General features: G+C 47.4%; 20 protein-coding genes. 7 read left to right on the plus strand and 13 right to left on the minus strand.

From position 1 onward, the window contains the following. Positions 1–76: 76 nt before the first annotated feature. The gene (locus M3630_RS02775) at positions 77–919 is read left to right on the plus strand and encodes a serine/threonine protein kinase (RefSeq protein WP_251251145.1); all 843 of its coding nucleotides are present in this window, start codon (positions 77–79) and stop codon (positions 917–919) included. Between the two features lie 26 nt (positions 920–945). Here M3630_RS02775 and M3630_RS02780 read toward each other — a convergent pair whose 3' ends face one another. The 3 genes from M3630_RS02780 to M3630_RS02790 all read right to left on the minus strand — a co-directional run bounded on the left by M3630_RS02780 (position 946) and on the right by M3630_RS02790 (position 2,678). Beyond that, a complete protein-coding gene (locus tag M3630_RS02780; protein ID WP_232773040.1) occupies positions 946–1,101 on the minus strand; it encodes a hypothetical protein in 156 nt (51 codons plus the stop codon). Between the two features lie 36 nt (positions 1,102–1,137). Next, positions 1,138–2,382 (minus strand): DEAD/DEAH box helicase, encoded by a 1,245-nt coding sequence (locus tag M3630_RS02785; protein WP_251251146.1) that lies wholly within the window; start codon positions 2,380–2,382, stop codon positions 1,138–1,140. 152 nt (positions 2,383–2,534) lie between these two features. Beyond that, positions 2,535–2,678 (minus strand): hypothetical protein, encoded by a 144-nt coding sequence (locus M3630_RS02790; RefSeq protein ID WP_162837736.1) that lies wholly within the window; start codon positions 2,676–2,678, stop codon positions 2,535–2,537. A gap of 134 nt (positions 2,679–2,812) precedes the next feature. On the opposite strand from M3630_RS02790, the gene M3630_RS02795 reads away from it, so the two are divergent. After that, the gene (locus M3630_RS02795; protein WP_251251147.1) at positions 2,813–3,883 is read left to right on the plus strand and encodes a phosphodiester glycosidase family protein; all 1,071 of its coding nucleotides are present in this window, start codon (positions 2,813–2,815) and stop codon (positions 3,881–3,883) included. A gap of 37 nt (positions 3,884–3,920) precedes the next feature. Next, complete coding sequence (locus M3630_RS02800) at positions 3,921–4,436, plus strand: DUF6886 family protein (RefSeq protein WP_251251148.1); 516 nt, start codon at positions 3,921–3,923, stop codon at positions 4,434–4,436. Between the two features lie 44 nt (positions 4,437–4,480). On the opposite strand, the gene M3630_RS02805 is transcribed toward M3630_RS02800, so the two are convergent. Then, positions 4,481–6,052: an ABC-F family ATP-binding cassette domain-containing protein gene (locus tag M3630_RS02805; protein ID WP_251251149.1), complete on the minus strand. Its 1,572-nt coding sequence runs from the start codon at positions 6,050–6,052 to the stop codon at positions 4,481–4,483. Positions 6,053–6,090: 38 nt separating this feature from the next. After that, a complete protein-coding gene (locus tag M3630_RS02810; protein ID WP_251251150.1) occupies positions 6,091–6,948 on the minus strand; it encodes a HEPN domain-containing protein in 858 nt (285 codons plus the stop codon). A gap of 234 nt (positions 6,949–7,182) precedes the next feature. Between M3630_RS02810 and M3630_RS02815 the strand changes: the two genes are divergently transcribed. Then, positions 7,183–7,332, plus strand: a complete 150-nt coding sequence (locus M3630_RS02815) for a small acid-soluble spore protein P (protein WP_173607895.1) — start codon at positions 7,183–7,185, stop codon at positions 7,330–7,332. 129 nt (positions 7,333–7,461) lie between these two features. Next, a complete protein-coding gene (locus M3630_RS02820) occupies positions 7,462–8,217 on the plus strand; it encodes a hypothetical protein (RefSeq protein ID WP_251251151.1) in 756 nt (251 codons plus the stop codon). Here the strand turns inward: M3630_RS02820 and M3630_RS02825 are convergent. The 5 genes from M3630_RS02825 to pdhA all read right to left on the minus strand — a co-directional run bounded on the left by M3630_RS02825 (position 8,212) and on the right by pdhA (position 13,477). Next, positions 8,212–8,373 carry an aspartyl-phosphate phosphatase Spo0E family protein gene (locus tag M3630_RS02825; RefSeq protein ID WP_251251152.1) on the minus strand — a complete coding sequence of 54 codons (162 nt, stop codon included), beginning with the start codon at positions 8,371–8,373 and terminating at the stop codon, positions 8,212–8,214. The two genes, M3630_RS02820 and M3630_RS02825, sit on opposite strands and share 6 nt — an antisense overlap. Before the next feature lie 122 nt (positions 8,374–8,495). Further along, on the minus strand, positions 8,496–9,905 hold the full coding sequence (lpdA, locus tag M3630_RS02830) for a dihydrolipoyl dehydrogenase (RefSeq protein WP_251251153.1): 1,410 nt from the start codon (positions 9,903–9,905) through the stop codon (positions 8,496–8,498). 6 nt (positions 9,906–9,911) lie between these two features. Further along, positions 9,912–11,306 carry a dihydrolipoamide acetyltransferase family protein gene (locus M3630_RS02835; protein WP_251251154.1) on the minus strand — a complete coding sequence of 465 codons (1,395 nt, stop codon included), beginning with the start codon at positions 11,304–11,306 and terminating at the stop codon, positions 9,912–9,914. 101 nt (positions 11,307–11,407) lie between these two features. Next, on the minus strand, positions 11,408–12,388 hold the full coding sequence (locus tag M3630_RS02840; RefSeq protein ID WP_047067643.1) for an alpha-ketoacid dehydrogenase subunit beta: 981 nt from the start codon (positions 12,386–12,388) through the stop codon (positions 11,408–11,410). Positions 12,389–12,391: 3 nt separating this feature from the next. Continuing rightward, complete coding sequence (pdhA, locus tag M3630_RS02845) at positions 12,392–13,477, minus strand: pyruvate dehydrogenase (acetyl-transferring) E1 component subunit alpha (protein WP_219660244.1); 1,086 nt, start codon at positions 13,475–13,477, stop codon at positions 12,392–12,394. Positions 13,478–13,805: 328 nt separating this feature from the next. Here pdhA and M3630_RS02850 point away from each other — a divergent pair, with 328 nt between their 5' ends. Continuing rightward, complete coding sequence (locus M3630_RS02850) at positions 13,806–14,540, plus strand: alpha/beta hydrolase (RefSeq protein WP_251251155.1); 735 nt, start codon at positions 13,806–13,808, stop codon at positions 14,538–14,540. Positions 14,541–14,543: 3 nt separating this feature from the next. Here M3630_RS02850 and M3630_RS02855 read toward each other — a convergent pair whose 3' ends face one another. The 3 genes from M3630_RS02855 to ltaE all read right to left on the minus strand — a co-directional run bounded on the left by M3630_RS02855 (position 14,544) and on the right by ltaE (position 17,773). Beyond that, positions 14,544–14,741, minus strand: coding sequence for a hypothetical protein (locus M3630_RS02855; RefSeq protein WP_047067647.1), 198 nt, complete (start codon positions 14,739–14,741; stop codon positions 14,544–14,546). A 133-nt stretch (positions 14,742–14,874) separates the two neighbouring features. Beyond that, positions 14,875–16,518 (minus strand): peptide ABC transporter substrate-binding protein, encoded by a 1,644-nt coding sequence (locus M3630_RS02860; protein ID WP_251251156.1) that lies wholly within the window; start codon positions 16,516–16,518, stop codon positions 14,875–14,877. Between the two features lie 229 nt (positions 16,519–16,747). Continuing rightward, positions 16,748–17,773, minus strand: a complete 1,026-nt coding sequence (gene ltaE, locus M3630_RS02865; protein ID WP_251251157.1) for a low-specificity L-threonine aldolase — start codon at positions 17,771–17,773, stop codon at positions 16,748–16,750. A 124-nt stretch (positions 17,774–17,897) separates the two neighbouring features. On the opposite strand from ltaE, the gene M3630_RS02870 reads away from it, so the two are divergent. Next, the gene (locus tag M3630_RS02870) at positions 17,898–18,200 is read left to right on the plus strand and encodes a HesB/IscA family protein (protein WP_015891593.1); all 303 of its coding nucleotides are present in this window, start codon (positions 17,898–17,900) and stop codon (positions 18,198–18,200) included. The last annotated feature ends 21 nt before the right edge of the window (positions 18,201–18,221 follow it).

The raw sequence follows: 18,221 nt of genomic DNA on the forward strand, positions 1-18,221 counted from the left end.
TATAGCAAACCTATTGAAAAAAAGGTCAGCTTTTTCAAATCATGATAAGATGAAAGGAGGAGGGGAAAATCAGACAATGTGGACTCGTATGAAGTCATGGTGGAACGAAACAATACGCGATAAACCATATCGGCCCGGCCACCTGGCAGGACAGTATGAAATAACAAAAGTATTAGGGATGGGAAGCTACGGGATTGCCTATCTCGCCACGCACAACCCTACAGGTAATCAGGTTGTGCTGAAGCAAGTGAAACCAAGCCTGCGTCACACGCCAAAAGGAGAAGCCATGCAAGCGTACGAAAAAAAGGTGCTGATATCCCTCTCGCATCCGCAAATCCCTCGCTGTCTGGATTCTTTCACATATCGGCAAGACTCGTTTATGGTCATGACTTATATTGCAGGTCCGACACTTGAAGACATGTTGTTTGATCATAACATCGTGGCTGACGAGAAAAAATGCGCCGAATGGATGCGCCAAATCGGGGAACTCGTGGCCTACCTCCATGAACAAAACGTGATTCACCGTGACGTACGGATCCCCAACGTCATCTGGAAAGAGGACAAGCCGTACCTGATTGATTTTGGCCTCGCTCGGTTCGTTGGTGATCGCCCGACCTACACGGCTGATGCTCTTTCCGCCTACCCGTCTGAAAAACAATTGAAGCGAGAAGTCGCTCCTTCCAGTGACTTGTACGCTTTGGGACATTTCTTTTTATTTTTGCTCTATTCCGGATATGAATCGGAACCAGACGCACCTGAAAAAAGCTGGGAAGAAGAGCTTTCTTTATCTCCTTCCATTCGCATGATGATTCGCCGTTTGTTACAAATGGACGCCCCTTATAAAAGTGTACAGGATTGGCTAGAAGAGCTGGATCGCTATTTGAACCACTACCAGGAAAAAAGAGCAGGGCATCCGTAGACTTCACGGATTCTCCCTGCTCTTCTTCATTCTGCAATCGGCTCTTGTTTCGCCTGTTCCATCTTTTCCTTCAGTTCCCCTGCTTCCCGGCGCAGCACTTGTCGTTCGTGTTTCGTCAGAACTTCTCCACCAACAGTGCCATTTACCAGTAAATCCTCTTCATATAACCGATCTTTGCGCATGGAAACCTCCTGCAGACAAGTTGTGTACTTCTTGTCCTACTTTGTTCCAAAGCTGCCCTTCTTATGTGCACGATTTTGATTCCGTTTGGCAGGGCTCGCATTTTTGGCTGGAGCTCCTGACTTTTGTGCTGGTGCGGGCTTTCTTGCAGGACGCGGATCTTCCAGTGTTCCGTGCGTCATGAATTTTTCAGCAATCGGCAAGCCTGTTTGCTTGGAAAATTTTTGAATAATGAATCGTTCCTGTGTCGTAATGATGGAAAATACCAGTCCGGCACGCCCCATACGCCCAGTTCGGCCACTGCGATGAATGTACGTGTCAGCATCCGATGCAGGATCGTAATGCACAATACATTCCACACCTGGAATATCAATGCCACGTGCGGATACATCTGTCGTAATCAGCACCGGGAATGCCCCATCCCGGAATTGTTGGAGGGTGCGGGCACGCTCTTCTTTCGTAGCATCACGGTGCAGGAGTCTGCACGGCAAATGGTGGTAGTTGAGCTTCGAAACAATCTCGTCCACTTTTTCGATTTGATTGACAAAAACAATCGAGGAGCGAACATTGACGAGGCGCAGCAAACGACGGAGCGTATCCACCTTTTTACGTGGATCGGTCACCAAATACATGTGTGCTACCCCTGCAGCTCCTTCTGGTGCTGCTGCGCGAATAACGGCAGCATCTTTTGTAAAAATCTCAGCCGTATGTACGACTTCCTCTGCGATTGTCGCTGAGAATAACAGTCGTTGTGTATCACGAAGCGTTTTTTTCATGACCTCTTGGACTGGTTTGCCAAAGCCCGCATCCAGCATACGGTCTGCCTCATCAACAACAACTGTCTTCACTTCATGGACCTTTAGCTTGCGCTGATCAATCAGCTCCAGCAGTCTTCCTGGTGTTGCAACGATCAATACAGGCTTCTTTTTCAGTCTCTCGATTTGGCGTTTTACATCGACACCGCCAATAATGGACATCACGGCCGTATCCTTGCCTGGCAGAAGGCTTTCTGCTTCCCGCGCAATCTGAACAACGAGCTCATGCGTCGGTGCAAGTACAATGGCCTGTACATCTTTTTGCTCCATATTGATTTTCGATAAAATCGGCAGTAAATAAGCAAACGTCTTGCCTGTCCCTGTCGGTGATTCAATCAAGGCATCTCGACCAGCCATAATCAACGGGATGGCTTCACTTTGTACAGGTGTCGGTGTTTCCATTTTTCGCTCTCGCAATATAGTCAACAGCGGTGCGCTAATTTGTAAATCTGCAAACGTGGTGCTCACAAAAACCCTCCTGGCATAAAGTCGTGCATTGGGTAAGCTTACCACACTTTGCAGGTAGAATACAGAGGTAAGCCAGTCCTCGTGGGGTAAGGTCCATTTAGAAAAAGATAAAAATAGGCGAAATCCGCATTGGACTTCGCCTGACCTTCCTTCTACCCGTTATTCGAATCGAAACGGGTTTCCTGCTTCTCACCTTGGTCTTGACGGTCCCGGCTGGTGGTTTGGTTACGTGTCCCTTTTGGACTTTCCATGTACTCCTCTACTTCCTTTTGAAACGCCTCATCATAGTCACGCACACCTATCACCTCCTGTTCTTATTTTGACCAGGCTGATCACATATTATTTTCCTGAAACCTTTTTCCCGGTCATGCGTCTCTTCATATAGGAATGACAACTCTAGTACAATTTGTTAGATGGATGTGAATAGTGAATGGAGACGTTGTCGCGCACTCGCACACGCAAGCGAGCCAAGCGCAAAAGACCATGGCGTTGGGTTAAGAAATGGATCCTCGGCACTTCCTTAACCTGTACAACCTTAGCTCTACTGGGAATTATTTTTTTATTTGGAACGAAAAATGGAGTAGAATTGCGTGAATGGGCGGCAGGTACTTTGCTGACAACCCAGCACGATTACTGGGCCCCCTATACATTTTTGCCCGATGAAAAACTGAAAGAACTAAAGGAGCAAATTACACATCCTACCGTTATCAACTCTGAAGATACAGGTTCAGCCACGACAGGACCAGCTATTCCGCCGAAATCGAATCTGGTAACCGTCACACTTCCAGAGAAACCAAAGGCGCTGATCGAGATTGAGGAAATTGACGTCTCGAAAGGCAGTTATTACTTTAAAGGAAAAATCATGTACATTAGCGACCCGAGCAGAGTACGGCTCGTCGTCACGAATCGCAAGGACCGTGGAGATTTGCTCGATGAGTTTGTAAAGAAAACAGGAGCCATCGGGATCGTCAATGCGAGTGGATTCGCTGACCCAGACGGTTACGGCAAAGGAGCGCGAGCTTACGGCGTCGTCATCCACGACGGAAAGATTTTGCAAGGCTACAACCCGAGAAGCGGAGAAACCGCACTAGGACTTACCTATGACGGTAAACTGATTACAGGCAGCTACTCGGCTGAACAACTCGTAAAAATGGGCGTGCGTGACGCTGTGAGCTTCCGTCCGCAGTTGATTGTAAACGGGAAAAATATGTTTGAAGGAAAGCCTGCCAAAAGCTGGGGCATTCAACCGCGTACCGCGATTGGACAAAAAGAAGACGGGACAATTGTATTTGCAGTCATTGATGGTCGCCAACCCGGGCATTCCATCGGGGCAAGCATGAACGACATGGCGGAAATACTAGCTGAGCGGGGTGTGGTTACAGCAATGGCTATGGACGGTGGTTCCAGCTCCATGATGCTGCACAATGGCGAGTCCATTACGAAGACGTCTTCTCCCTATCATCGAGGCCGCTATTTGCCAAATGCGTGGGCTGTTTTTTAGAGAACGGCTAGGGTGATTTTGAGGAGGTTTTAGATTCTTGGACAAATTGTTTCACTATAGTGAAGACCCAGCCATTGCGAATTTTCAGCCTCGGGCACATCCCTCCCACCCCACACTCGCTCCGGCTGTATGGGCGATTGATGAAGAACGAGCGCCGATGTATTATTTACCGCGAGATTGCCCGAGGATTTGCTTTTACAAAAAAGCAGATTCTATGCCGGCAGACGTCGAGCGCTTTCTTGGCTTGACGAGCGCCAAAATGGTTATTGCGATCGAAAGCAAATGGTATCCCAAGCTTACACAAACAAAGCTGTATGAATATACCTTCTCGCCAGAAGCTTTTTATTGCTGGGACGAAGGTGCAGGCTACTATTTGTCAAAGGAAACGGTTACGCCACTAGACGTAAGACCATTAGGCGACCTCGTACACTGCCTTAGCCAAGCGGATATTGAATTGCGAATCACTCCTTCGCTGTTGCCGCTCCGAGATTCATTGCTACAAAGCAGTCTGCACTTTTCCATGATCCGTATGCGAAATGCGTCGCTCACATAATAAAACAGGCAGTCTCACCCAATGGGTGGCTGCCTGTTTTGTTTTTACAATTTAATCGGAGTTTTTGCCTGCTCCAAACTCCATTTCTCAACATCCCACGTCTGTGTAACCCAATCCTCATAAAATTCAGGTTCGTGGCATACGAGAAGGACGGTTCCTTTGAATTCCTTCAAAGAGCGTTTCAACTCTTCCTTGGCAACGACATCCAAGTGGTTCGTCGGCTCGTCAAATACCAACCAGTTGCTCTCACGCTGCAGTAATTTACAGAGACGAACTTTTGCTTGCTCGCCCCCGGACAGAGCATTCAGGTTACGATTTATATGCTCATTTTTCAAGCCACAACGTGCCAGCGCTCCGCGAACCTCATGGTTATTCATGGAAGGGAATTCATTCCAGACATCATCGAGTGCAGTAATTGGCTTCGCCTTTACTTCTTGCTCGAAGTAAGCCGGATGGAGGAAATCGCCTTTCTCCAGCTTTCCACCCAGCGGAGGAATTACGCCCAGCAACGTTTTCAGCAATGTAGACTTACCCACACCGTTCATGCCGACAATCGCTACTTTTTCACCGCGCTCCAGCTTCACACTAAGCTTTGGCAGCAAGGGATGTGAATATCCGATCTCCAAGTTTTCAGCTTCGATGACAAAACGGCTACTTGCCCGGGATTCCTTAAAGATAAACGAAGGTTTCGCTGCTGTTTCCGGCTTGTCGATGCGATCCATTTTATCGAGTTGCTTTTGACGGCTCTTCGCACGGCCGGTAGTAGACGCACGTGCCTTATTGCGCGCAATAAAGTCTTCCATTTTTGCTATTTCTTCCTGTTGCTTCTCAAATGCGTCAAAGTGCTGACTGCGTTTCATCTCAGACTGTGCCAAGAAGGATTCGTAGTTCCCTGTGTAACGATTCAACTTGGTAAATTCCAAATGATAAATCACATTCACAACTTCATTCATGAAGGTCGTGTCATGTGAAATCAGCATGAAGGCATATGGATATTCCTTCAAGTAGTTTTTTAGCCACACGATATGCTCTTCATCCAAGTAGTTTGTCGGCTCATCCAACAAAAGAACGGTTGGTTTTTCCAGCAGCAATTTTGCCAAAAGAACCTTGGTACGCTGGCCACCAGAGAGGGAGGCAACATCGCGGTCCAAACCGATTGCACTCAAGCCCAAAGCGTTGGCAATTTCATCTACTTTTGCATCGATCAAATAAAAGCCGCTTGTTTCCAGCTTGTCTTGAATTTCGCCCATGCGTTCCAGTAATTCTTCCAGTTCCTCTGGAGATGCCTCGGCCATCTTTTCACCAATCGTCATCAATTCAGCCTCTTGCTCTAACAGCGGCAGGAAAGCGTCCTTAAGTACGTCGCGAATCGTTTTACCAGCTTGCAGCTTGGTATGCTGATCCAAATATCCGTATTCGATTTTGGGCATCCATTCAACACGACCGTTATCAGGCAAGTTTTGGCCTGTCAAAATTCCCATCATCGTTGATTTTCCGGTACCATTTGCGCCTACCAGTCCTACACGGTCATTCGGTTGCAAACGGAAAGAAACATCACGAAACAAAACACGGTCCCCAAAACCATGGGACAAATTCTCTACAATCAAAACACTCATGCTCTATTCTTCCTCCTGATCTGTTTCCTCTATGAGGCTTACACCAAAATTCTTTCAAAAAAAGTAGGCGCGTACCTTGCCACATAAGATTCGCCCGTAAATACCAATTCGTCCAGCCGGACACGCATTTCTTGAAGGTTGACACTTTCCCCGGCGATGTTCAAAATTGCGGCTCTTGTCAACGCCCTCAGAATCGTGACTTCTGTAGCCAGCTTGTCACCGAACAGCTTGCCGCTATGCACAATCTCTGAGCGATGATTGTACGATTTTTTTACAAACTGTGCAATCCGTTCACGCTGCAAGGCGGTTTCTCCAAAGTAGTACGCCATTCGGACACGCAATTTATAGGTAATCTCGCCTTTTTTGCCATCGGGAACGAACAATGATTCTAATGCAATCCACAGATCCAACAGCTGATCCTCGTAGTTTTTCTTCTCCAGCGAGAGCGCATAGCGACGAAAAGCAAGGGATGGCAGCTTCTGTTCAACTAATGAAGAAAAAATGCCAGCCGTTTCATCATCAAATGTGTACTTATCACCATCAAGCGATCGTTTCAAATACGTAATGCCATACATATTGCCACTGACTGTGATGATGTAAGGAATCGAACAAGTCCCTGTTGTGGACGCTAGATTCAGCTTACTTTCGATTTCTTCAATCCACACCCGATCATCCGTTACTTTCATCTCTTCGTGATCCCCAACTAAAAATAAACTGCTGGGATCTACACGCAAATCAAAGGTTCGCTTGTTCTCGTCCATCTCATTGCGCAAGAAACGAGACGCGATCTCATATGGCCTCTTTGCGCCTGATATGAGCGTGTACGAATTAGGCAAATCGATCCGAACGGGCTGTGCTGTTGTTGAATTGAATACGGGGGCGATTAAGACCGGCATAGTTCTCGCTCCTTCCAGACCAGCAGAGCTCGTTTATTGTTTACATAATAAATATTATGTTCTATAAACAGTATCGTGCCATTCTGTAGTTTTGACAACATATCAATTCCTTCTAAATGTGGACATGCTTCCTCACCATACCAGTTTGGAACAACCTCATTATAGAATACCAGCATTTCCTATGGTTCGTCATCATGTGTTTACGCCAAACTAGGTAAAGAAGGAGTTGATTTTATGGAAAAGGACCATATTCTTGATGAAAATCCGCATCAAACTTACAATAATGTAGCTCAACCGCTGGAACAGACCGGCGAACCCCAGTCCGGCTCTAAAAAAGTGAAGCAGCAAAATCATTCGCGCGCTATTCGAACACGAGAAGGATAATGAATGGCACCCGGCTCCATTGCAGTCGGGTGTCTTTACTCTTCCTTTTTTTAACATCGAAAAAGATTGAATTGTCCCACAAGGATGAACTATGATAAATTTAGTATCCTTGATGGAGGTTAAGTGAAGATGATCACCATTCCACTTCCGGGCAACCATAGCCCTCTTTCCAATTTGATCAGCTATAGTGTTTCGCCGCTGTACGAGATGGCTGCCAGTTTGTATACACTCGCCCAAGAGACACCTCCCGAGCGATTTGCTTTTTGGACCGAAGAAAAATTAGAGCAGTTTGAGTCTGCCCGTCTTTTAAAAGAATGGGGCTATTTGGTCCCCCTCTTTCGATATGGGATCCCTGACTCATTTGACCCCCTACATACAAAAGGCGTGATGGCTGTCGATGATCAATATGAGTACTTCGTAACACTTCCCACTGATCATTTTTTGCGTAGCATCAAACCGATCTTGGAGGAGTGGATATTGCATCACAATTCTCCTGCAGTTGCTCTCGATTTAGAAGAGGATGCCGATTATGTGAAAGGCCGTTTCAGCCTGTTCGTTTCATCTTATTGGCAGCTATTTTTTGAGGCGAATTGGGAGGCGATTGCTCCAAAATTTGTTCGTGAAGCAGAACGGATTTATTACTCTTTACAAGGAATCGAATCCCTTACTACCTATCTGCAATCCATTTCTCCCGCCATTACCTACGATACGAAAACTCACCAGCTTACCTGTCCGAGTAATGGTCCTAGCTATGATGCACAGCATCTCATTCTTTATCCGAGCTATTATTATGCCCAAGAACCCGTGCTTACGAAAAAAGGCTGGAATGCCCATTTGCTTTATTCCATCTCGGGAGTATCCACTCAACCAAAAACGCCCTCATGAAGGGCGTTTTTCATGTTGCATATGTGCGACAATTAATTTATCTAATTGTTGGCTGATTCTCACGATTTCAGGGTCAAGAAAATTGTAACCTGAATCTTTCGCTGCGCGCTCCAGCTTTAGTCGCAAGTCATCAATCATCTTACTCATTGTTTCCATGCTGCAGGCCCCCACCTAACGTTGTCTCCCACTATTTTACATTATTTAAGAACAGGTGGAAAGGGTAAGATGTGGAAGAAAAAGCCTTGTACCCATTTCTGGCACAAGGCTTTTTCCGCTTCCTATTTCATGACGTGGATCGGACGACCCAGAGCCAATTCAGCAGCTTCCATTGTTACTTCACCCAGTGTTGGATGTGCGTGGATGGTCAGCTCGATATCTTCGAGTGTTGCGCCCATTTCGATCGCCAATCCGATCTCAGCGATGATGTTGGATGCTTCAGGACCAACGATTTGCGCACCCAATACGAGATTCGTTTCTTTTTCTGCAATCAGCTTCACGTAGCCTTCGCCTGCATTTACAGACAGAGCGCGACCGTTTGCTGCGAATGGGAAACGACCTACAATGTATTCGATGCCTTTTTCTTTTGCTTCTTTCTCATTGATTCCAACGCTTGCGATTTCTGGATCGCAGAATACAACCGCTGGAATCGCCTTGTAGTCCACTTCTGCTGGATGACCAGCAATCGCCTCAGCAGCAACCTTACCTTCGTAGGAAGCTTTGTGAGCCAGCGCAGGACCTGCTACGATATCCCCGATCGCGTATACGTTAGGAATGCTCGTGCGGCCTTGCTTGTCGACAACGATCAACCCACGGTCAGTCATGTTCATGCCGATATCGCGAATACCGAGTTCATCTGTATTCGGACGACGTCCAACAGTAACGAGTACGTATTCCGCCTCGATTTTTTGTTGTTCGCCTTTTACTTCAGCAGTCACGATCACGCCGTTTTCTGTCTCTTCCATTCCTTGTGCCAATGCTTTTGTATGGATGGTAACGTCGAGCTTTTTCAGCTTGCGTTCCACCAAACGTGGCATGTCTGGCTCAAATCCTGGCAAGATTTGATCGGAACCTTCCAAAATTGTAACTTTTGTACCAAACTTCGCGAACACTGTACCAAGCTCGATCCCGATGTATCCGCCGCCGATTACCACGAGGCTCTTCGGCAGTTCAGTCAAGGACAACGCTTCAGTAGAAGACATTACGCGTTTGCCAAACGGGAATGCAGGCAACTCGATTGGACGGGAACCAGTTGCAATGATGCAATGCTGGAAGCGATAACGGTTGACATCATAACCGTGGAACACACGTACTTCATTTTCACTTACGAACAGCGCTTCACCAGGGATTACCTGGATTTTGTGGCCTTTGAAAAGGGAGCCAACTCCACCAGTCAGTTGCTTCACGATGCCGCTCTTCCACTCTTGTACTTTGGCAAAATCCACTTTTACATTTTCCATGGTGATACCCATGGATTCCGTATGTTGGGTGTGCTCATATGTGTGTGCAGCGTGGATCATCGCTTTGGAAGGAATGCAACCTACGTTCAGGCACACGCCACCCAGCTCAGCTTTTTCCACGACAGCTACTGTTTTACCAAGTTGAGCGGCACGAATTGCTGCAACATATCCACCTGGACCGGCACCGATTACGAGTACGTCAACCTCTGTAGTAAATTCACCTACTACCATTGTCTCTTATCCCTCCATGACGAGCAGCGTTGGGTTTTCGAGGAGCTGCTTCACGTAGTTGACGAAACGCTGTGCAGGTTCGCCATCAACCAAGCGGTGGTCAAAGCTCAAAGACAGGTGCAACATTTGACCTACCGCGATTTCACCATTTTTCACAATCGGCTTTTCGCTAATGCGACCAACACCCAGAATAGCTACTTCTGGATAGTTAATGATAGGCGTGAAGAACATACCGCCCGCAGAACCGATGTTTGTGATGCTGAAAGTAGAACCTTTCAACTCATCAGCAGTTGCTTTGCGGTCGCGTGCTTTCTTCGCCAGCTCGCCGATTTCGCCTGCGATTTGGAAGATGGATTTGCTGTCAGCGGATTTCACAACTGGAACGAGCAAGCCGTCTTCTGTCGAGGTAGCGATACCGATGTTATAGTACTTTTTAAAGATGATTTCTTGTTTTTCATCGTCGATAGAAGCGTTAAGTTCTGGAAATTTCTTCAGACCAGCTACAACAGCTTTCACGATCATAGGCAGGTAAGTCAGCTTCACACCACGCTCTTCAGCAAGTGGCTTCGCATCTTTGCGCATAGCAACAAGCGCTGTAACATCCACTTCGTCAAAGATTGTTACGTGTGGTGCTGTGTAAGCGGATTTTACCATTGCTTTCGCGATTGCTTTACGCATACCTTTCAGCGGAACGCGCTCTTCCAGCTCGCCTGCTTGAGGTGTGTGGTGAACGGTTGGAGCCGCTGCTGCTTGTGCTACACCTGTAGCTGCTGCAGGTGCCTCTGTTACTTCTGTAGCTGCCACTGCTTGTGCAGTTGGCGCTGCTGCTCCGCCAGATACGAAGCGATCTACGTCTTCGCGTGTGATGCGACCCAATTTGCCTGTACCAGGTACATTAGCCAATTGAACGCCTTTTTCGCGAGCGTATTTACGAACGGAAGGTGTTGCCAACACATGCTTACGGTCAATTGGTGCCGCTACTGCTGTTGCAGTTGCAGTTGCTTGTGCCATTGGCGTTTCAAGAGTTTGGTTCGCATTTGCACTCACTTGGGAACCGATGTCGCAGCCTGGCTCCATTTTGTCTGCAGCTTGAGGCGCTGGTGCCGCTTCAGCAGCGTGGGAATCGCCATGCCCATGGTCTGGCAGGTTCGGAATTTCGCCTTCTACGTCAAACTCGATCAGTGGATCGCCGACTACAGAAACCGTACCCTCGGTTACTTTCAGATCGATAACTTTCCCTTTAACAGGCGACGGTACTTCTACAACCGCCTTGTCATTTTGTACTTCCATAATGACTTGGTCTTCTTCTACGGAATCTCCGGGCTGTACGTGCCATTTGACGATTTCGCCTTCATGGATACCCTCGCCGAGCTCCGGGAGTCTGAATGTAAAACGACTCACAGTATCTCCTCCTTATAACACTTCGCCATAGTAGTAAGCCTATATTTCCCAAAAGAAGGCGGAAAGCTTTCAACTTTTCCGCCATTATGTCCGTTTCTCAATTAAAAATCGAGGACTTGAGTCAGACCATCTACTACGCGTTTTACGTCAGGCAGCCATACATCTTCTGCTTGTGCAAACGGGTAAACGGTATCTGGTGCTGTAATACGCAGCACTGGTGCTTCGAGGTGCAGGATCGCACGTTCGTTGATTTGCGTGATAATTTCTGCCGCAACACCAGACGTTTTTTGTGCTTCTTGAACCACAATCGCACGATTTGTTTTCTTCACAGAATCCACGATCGTATCGATATCAAGTGGGCTGATGGTGCGCAGGTCGATTACTTCTACTTTTGCTCCACGCGCTTTCTCGATTTCTTCTGCTGCTTTCAGGCTGGTATGCACCATCGCACCATAGGTGATGATGGTAACATCGCTACCTTCTTTTACTACGTTTGCTTTGCCGAGTGGAATCGTGTACTCGCCTTCTGGAACTTCTTGACGGAAGGAACGGTACAGCTTCATGTGCTCGAGGAATACAACCGGATCGTTGTCGCGAATCGCGGAGATCAACAGTCCTTTTGCATCATACGGGTTGGAAGGGATAACCACTTTCAGACCCGGAGTTTGCATCATCAAGCCTTCCAAAGAGTCAGCATGCAGCTCAGGCGTTTTCACACCGCCACCAAATGGGGAGCGGAATGTAACTGGGCTCGTGAAGCGACCGCCGGAACGGTAACGCATACGAGTAGCTTGAGATGCGATTGCATCGAACGTTTCAAAAACGAAACCAAAGAACTGAATTTCTGCTACTGGACGGAAGCCGTTTACGGAAAGACCAACAGCCAAACCGCCGATTCCGGACTCAGCGAGCGGCGTATCGAAAACGCGTTGCTCGCCGAACTCAGCTTGCAGACCTTCTGTTGCACGGAACACCCCGCCGTTGTTACCTACGTCTTCACCGAAGACAAGAACGGTTTCATCGCGCTTCAACTCTACGCGCATTGCATCCGTAATGGCTTGAACCATTGTCATTTGTGCCATGGCTTATTTCGACTCCTTCGCCAGGAATTCTGCCTTTTGCTCTTCGAGTGCAGGCGGCAGTGTCTCAAACATTACATCGATCAGTTCGCTAACTTTCATCTTAGGTGTTTCGTCCGCTTTCTTGATTGCGTCCGCAACAGCTGCTTTCGCTTCTTCGATCACAGCTTCTTCGTCTTTTTCGCTCCAGAGGCCTTTTGCTTCGAGGAACTTGCGGAAGCGGATCAGTGGATCGCGCAGTTCCCACTCGCTTTGCTCTTCACCTGTACGGTAGCGAGTTGGGTCGTCACCAGCCATGGTGTGAGGTCCATAACGGTATGTCATTGCTTCGATCAGAGTCGCACCTTCGCCATTCACGCCGCGCTCTTTTGCTTGCTGAACTGCGTAGTAAACGGCGAGAATGTCCATACCGTCAACACGTTCGCTAGCAATACCAGCCGCAACTGCTTTGACTGCGATATTTTCAGAAGCCGTTTGTTTTTCGAACGGCAGAGAGATCGCATAACCGTTGTTTTGGGAGAAGAAGATAACAGGCAGCTTGTATACACCTGCAAAGTTCATACCCTCGTAGAAGTCACCTTGGGAAGTCGCACCGTCACCAAAGTAGTTGATCGCCACTTTCTTTTCACCGCGCAGCTTGTAACCCATTGCAACACCTGTTGCTTGTGTACATTGAGCCGCAATGATGATTTGTGGCATCAATACGTTTACACCTTCAGGAATTTTGCCGCCCTCGATGTGTCCGCGGGAATACAGGAATGCTTTGTGCATAGGGTAACCATGCCACACCATTTGTGGAATATCACGGTAGCTAGGCAGGATAAAGTCTTCTTTGGAAAGAGCAGCCTCGGAACCGATCATGCTTGCTTCTTGACCAGCTACTGGTGCATAGAAACCAAGACGACCTTGGCGGTTCAAGCTGATTGCGCGTTGGTCCCACACACGGGTAAATACCATTTTACGCATCAGTTCACGTAATTCATCATCGGAGAGCTTAGGCATCAAGTCAGGACGAACAACCGTACCATCCGGGGCAAGAATTTGCAGCGGGGCGTTGTTCTCTGTTTGTTCAACAGCAGTGGATACGCTCATCACATTCACCTCGTCACTAGAATAAGGGACTTCCTTTTTCCGCGTTGCTCTTTGTCTCCTCTATCTGAGCATCTGCTCGATGAGCGACGAATGCCATTCGCGGCGGAAGTGGCCCTGATAAAAACCAGAAGAAAGTTGCATGGTGCAAGAAAGGGCTTACAGCGCCGTTTGCAACACCCTGTTATATTGCAGTCAAAATACCTGTTTAATGTGTTACAGTATTGATATTACAGGGTTTATTTCCTCTCTGTTATCATTTACTATATAAGCTGTATCAGTTTTTTTCAAGGCTTAGTTTTTCATTTGAGCATACAGGGAGTGTGAATCGATGTCTGACTATGTAAAGCGAACCATCATAAAAGAAGAAGTGCCCAGCATCCACGTGGACACTCCCCGCTCGGTCAAAGTATACCTGCCGCCGGGGTATAATGAGCTTCTTTCTTACCCTGTTGTGTATTGCCAGGATGGGAACGACTTTTTTACGATGGGGCGAATCGCGACCATCTCCAATCAATTGATTCTGGAAGAAGGTATCGAACCCTATATCGTCGTCGGTGTTTCCGTCGACCGTAACAAACGCACGAGCGAGTATTCTCCATCTGGGTCGAGAAACGCAGCCTATCAGCGTTTTTTCACCGAAGAGCTGATTCCTTACATAGAGGAGCGTTATCCTGTGCGCCGTGATCCTGCTTCACGTGTGCTGGCAGGAGACTCTTTGGGTGGAACCGTTTCTTTGCATCTCGCATTGGAAAACCCAAACCTTTTTCCACAAGTGCTCGCGCTGTCCGGGGCGTTTTTCCAAACGACACTCGACCCGCTTTTGGATCAGTCTAGTCTATCTTGGCTGCGAATTTGGATGATCGTTGGCCTCGATGAGACAGCTGTAGAAACAAGTGCGGGTACCTTCGATTTCGTTCAATGGAATCGCAAGGCAAAACAGATTCTTGAGGACAAGCAAGCAACCTTGTCGTATCGAGAAAAACCAGGGAATCACGTCTGGGGTTTGTGGCAAAAAGAGCTGCCTGACGCCTTGCGCTATTTCTTCCCGCCTCCACGCCTGTAACCATTACGAGCCATTGATTTCTTTGATGTCCTCGTACCCGTAGTACCGGCCATCCACCAGGAAAATGCCTTGGTGGTTGGCTTTTTCAATTTCGCCCGCAACCTGATTGGAATCGTTTAGGACGATGTTGACAATTTTGCTCTCATCCCGTTTCATTTGATTGAGAATGCGTTCTCGCTCTTTGGCCGAGATCATATCCATCCCTCTTTTCCCCTATGTTGGATAGCTATAGTATTTCATTGGCGGGTCTGAATTACACACAAGTGAGTCAACCGAACGGAACCAAAAAAAGCCTTGCCGCTCTCCAAGTTTCCGGATACGGCAAGACTCTTTTTTATTGTTCGATGGTAGTATATTTAAAGTCTCTACCACCAAACGGGTTGATCAAGAATCCTTTGACATTGTCGTTTTTTATATACGGTCTTGCACCATAATACACAGGGGCAATCGGCATTTCCTCCATTAAGATGTTCTCTGCCTCACGCATGATCGCATTACGCTTCGCCGGGTCTTTTTCCAAGTAACTTTGGACGATTAGCTCTCTGTATCTGTCGTTTTCCCAAGCAGCGTCGTTCGTGCCCACTGTTTTATCCTTGAAAATTTCCAGGAAATTGATAGGGTCGTTAAAATCAGCACCCCAATTACGGTAGGCAAACTGATAGTTTTTGGAGCGCTTGTTTTGTAAAAAAACTTTTTCCTCCAAACCACTGATTTTCACATCTACACCCAGGTTTCTTTTCCATTGATCCTGAAGAGCTTCAGCCAGTTTTTTCTGACGATCGTCACCCGAACCATATGTGTAGGTCACGTCAGGCAATGTCGAAAGCCCCAGCTCCTTTAACCCTTCAGCCAACAACTGCTTGGCTTTGTCTACATCCTCTTGAAAATAGTCATTTCCGCTGAGTTGCATCGAGGGCGGAACCCACGCAAAAGCCGCAGGCACCCCTGTCTGCACGATTCCATCTACAAGAGGCTGCCGTTGGATCGAATACGAGAAGGCTTGGCGAATCTTTTTATTCGTAAAAGGGGACACCGTTGTGTTAAAGGTAACTGCAACCGTGTTCGGATATGGTGCCATCACGATTTTTCCTTCCTCCTGCAAAGCAGGGATCACATCGACGGGCAACACGTAGGTAGGATGCCCTCCCCAATCCAAATCACCAGAATCAAACAACGCTTGAGCGGTGTTGGTATCAGTAATCATGCTCCAGACGATCTTGTCGAGCTTCACGGCATCTTTGTCATGATACTTCTCGTTTTTCACAAGGACCATTTTGTTTTTATGCTCCCACAGCTCCATTTTGAATGGGCCGTTGCCTACGTAGTTGTCTGGAGAAGCTGCCCAGTTCGGATGTGCCTCCAAGGTCTTTTTATGTAAAGGAAACAGTGTCGGGAAAGCCGTCAGCTCGTAAAAAAACGGAGCTGGCGAATTGAGCTTGACCTCTAATGTAAAATCGTCTAGTGCTTTTACCCCTACGTCTTCATGTGATCCTTTCCCAGTGTTAAACTCCTCTGCCCCTTTAATGAAATAAAGCATATAGGCATATTCGGACGCTGTCTTGGGGTCGAGATTTCTTTTCCAGGCGAACTCAAAGTCATGGGCGGTTACCGAATCTCCGTTGCTCCATTGCGCATTCGTTTTCAATTTGAACGTGTACGTCGTCAAATCCTCGGATACCGTATAACTGTCGGCAATCGCGTTGGCTATTTTCCCATCCGGTCCATACCGAGTCAGTCCTTCAAAACAAGCAGTAATCACATCAAAGGAAGTGCCATCGGAAGCTAGTCCGGGATCTGCTGTCGGAGGCTCTCCACCGTCAGCATTCCAATTCAATACCATCTCTTTTCCCGTTGGCTTCGTTGGTTGAGATGCCTGATCGTTTGGTTTGTTCGTTACCCCCGTTTCACTTGTACTACATCCCGCTAAAACTTGAAGTAATAAGAAACTGCTCAAAATAAAGCTTATCCTCTTTCTCATCGAGACCATCCCCTTTGATTCCATTCGATTCCATACACCAGGAAGCGCTTTTGCTTTATCACACTACCATGATAACGCAAGTGCAGACGAAACAAATCAGACGGTATGGCGAAAAACAGATCGTGTATAGACTCTTATTTTGTACAAATTGTCTAATTATTTCGAATTCGGTTTTGAGAAAAAGAAAAAGCCCGTCTTCCCTTCGACTGGCTACGGGCGGTTGAAACGATTACACCTTTTCCAATAATTGCTCGACTGCTGCAACAACGGTCTCGATATGTTGATCGGTAATGTGTCGATGCGTCGTAAAGCGAATGACATACTCGTCAAAATCAACAGCGAGCACTCCTTTTTCCTCCAAACGTTCCAAGAAGCCAACAGCTGTTTGTCCAATCGAGTCTGTATTTACCAGCACGATATTCGTCTCGACCTGCTCGACCTGAAGCGATAGCTGGCGCAAGCCTTTTGCCAATTGCTGTGCCCGTTCATGGTCTTCTGCCAATCGTTCGGTCATCCGTGTCAAAGCGATGATGCCCGGTGCTGCCAAATACCCTGCCTGACGCATCCCGCCTCCTAATTTTTTTCTCCACCATCTCGCTTCCTCGATAAACGCACGATCCCCAGCCAAAATGGAACCAACTGGAGCACTCAGCCCTTTCGACAAACAAATCTGAACGGTATCGGCAAAAGCGCTTAGCTCACTGACTGCAACACCTTGGGCGACAGCCGCATTGAAGAGACGAGCACCGTCCAAATGAACGGGAATACCGTGTTTTTGCGCGATAGCATAAACACTCTTCATTTGCGCCACAGAGATTACCGCCCCTCCAGCGCGATTATGTGTATTTTCGAGACAGATCAATTTTGTGCGAGGAAAATGGATATTGTTGCCCCTTACCGCCCTCTCTACCTCTTCTGCGCGCAAAGCACCCCGTTCGCCAACCAGCGTCCTTGTCTGTACGCCGGCTAATGCCGACATAGCGCCGCCTTCATAGTAAAAAATGTGCGAATCCGCTTCCGCAATGACCTCATCTCCATTGACACAGTGCGTCAAAACAGCAACCTGATTGCCTTGCGTGCCACTTGTTACGAACAGAGCCGCTTCCTTTCCGAGTATTTCAGCCGCGATCGCTTCCAAACGATTGACAGTTGGGTCCTCTCGGTAAACATCATCACCAACCTCCGCTTCCGCCATTGCCCGAAGCATCTCCTCGGTTGGTTTCGTAACGGTATCACTACGCAAATCAATTTTCATAGATGACTCTCCTTCCACCCTGTTGTCATTCTCTACACATGTCGTAACACTTTCAACATTGCATCCTGAATTCCCTCTTGCTAAGATGGAATGGTAACTTACATACAGTTAGGGGATTTGACCTGTGAAACTAAAAATCACTCGTAACGCTGCCAAACAATTGGCTCCAATTATCGAGCAAGAAGAAGACAAAGAATTGAAACTGCGCGTTTATATTACTCACGCTCATGGTGATCATGCCCACTACGGACTCGCTCTGGACAAGCCAACAGAAGAAGATGTGGTGATCTCGACTGACAAAGAGATCGATGTGATCGTGAAAAAAGATGAGCCATTACTGGATGGCGTTGTCATTGATTACCTCTTCTTGCCGCAAGAAGGATTTGTGATTACCAACCCTTCTAAAGGGAACACAGGCGACCACTAAGATTGTACAGATAAACCCTCT

The sequence above is a fragment of the Brevibacillus sp. MER 51 genome (genome assembly GCF_023714195.1).
GTDB lineage: Bacteria > Bacillota > Bacilli > Brevibacillales > Brevibacillaceae > Brevibacillus.

Bases quoted from the DNA above. Each gene is read 5' to 3' on its own strand.
- M3630_RS02775 (WP_251251145.1), top strand. From the start codon at position 77: ATGTGGACTCGTATGAAGTCATGGTGGAACGAAACAATACGCGATAAA.
- M3630_RS02780 (WP_232773040.1), bottom strand. From the start codon at position 1,101: ATGCGCAAAGATCGGTTATATGAAGAGGATTTACTGGTAAATGGCACT.
- M3630_RS02795 (WP_251251147.1), top strand. From the start codon at position 2,813: ATGGAGACGTTGTCGCGCACTCGCACACGCAAGCGAGCCAAGCGCAAA.
- M3630_RS02805 (WP_251251149.1), bottom strand. From the start codon at position 6,052: ATGAGTGTTTTGATTGTAGAGAATTTGTCCCATGGTTTTGGGGACCGT.
- M3630_RS02810 (WP_251251150.1), bottom strand. From the start codon at position 6,948: ATGCCGGTCTTAATCGCCCCCGTATTCAATTCAACAACAGCACAGCCC.
- M3630_RS02815 (WP_173607895.1), top strand. From the start codon at position 7,183: ATGGAAAAGGACCATATTCTTGATGAAAATCCGCATCAAACTTACAAT.
- M3630_RS02820 (WP_251251151.1), top strand. From the start codon at position 7,462: ATGATCACCATTCCACTTCCGGGCAACCATAGCCCTCTTTCCAATTTG.
- M3630_RS02825 (WP_251251152.1), bottom strand. From the start codon at position 8,373: ATGGAAACAATGAGTAAGATGATTGATGACTTGCGACTAAAGCTGGAG.
- lpdA (WP_251251153.1), bottom strand. From the start codon at position 9,905: ATGGTAGTAGGTGAATTTACTACAGAGGTTGACGTACTCGTAATCGGT.
- M3630_RS02840 (WP_047067643.1), bottom strand. From the start codon at position 12,388: ATGGCACAAATGACAATGGTTCAAGCCATTACGGATGCAATGCGCGTA.
- pdhA (WP_219660244.1), bottom strand. From the start codon at position 13,477: ATGAGCGTATCCACTGCTGTTGAACAAACAGAGAACAACGCCCCGCTG.
- M3630_RS02850 (WP_251251155.1), top strand. From the start codon at position 13,806: ATGTCTGACTATGTAAAGCGAACCATCATAAAAGAAGAAGTGCCCAGC.
- M3630_RS02855 (WP_047067647.1), bottom strand. From the start codon at position 14,741: ATGGATATGATCTCGGCCAAAGAGCGAGAACGCATTCTCAATCAAATG.
- M3630_RS02860 (WP_251251156.1), bottom strand. From the start codon at position 16,518: ATGAGAAAGAGGATAAGCTTTATTTTGAGCAGTTTCTTATTACTTCAA.
- ltaE (WP_251251157.1), bottom strand. From the start codon at position 17,773: ATGAAAATTGATTTGCGTAGTGATACCGTTACGAAACCAACCGAGGAG.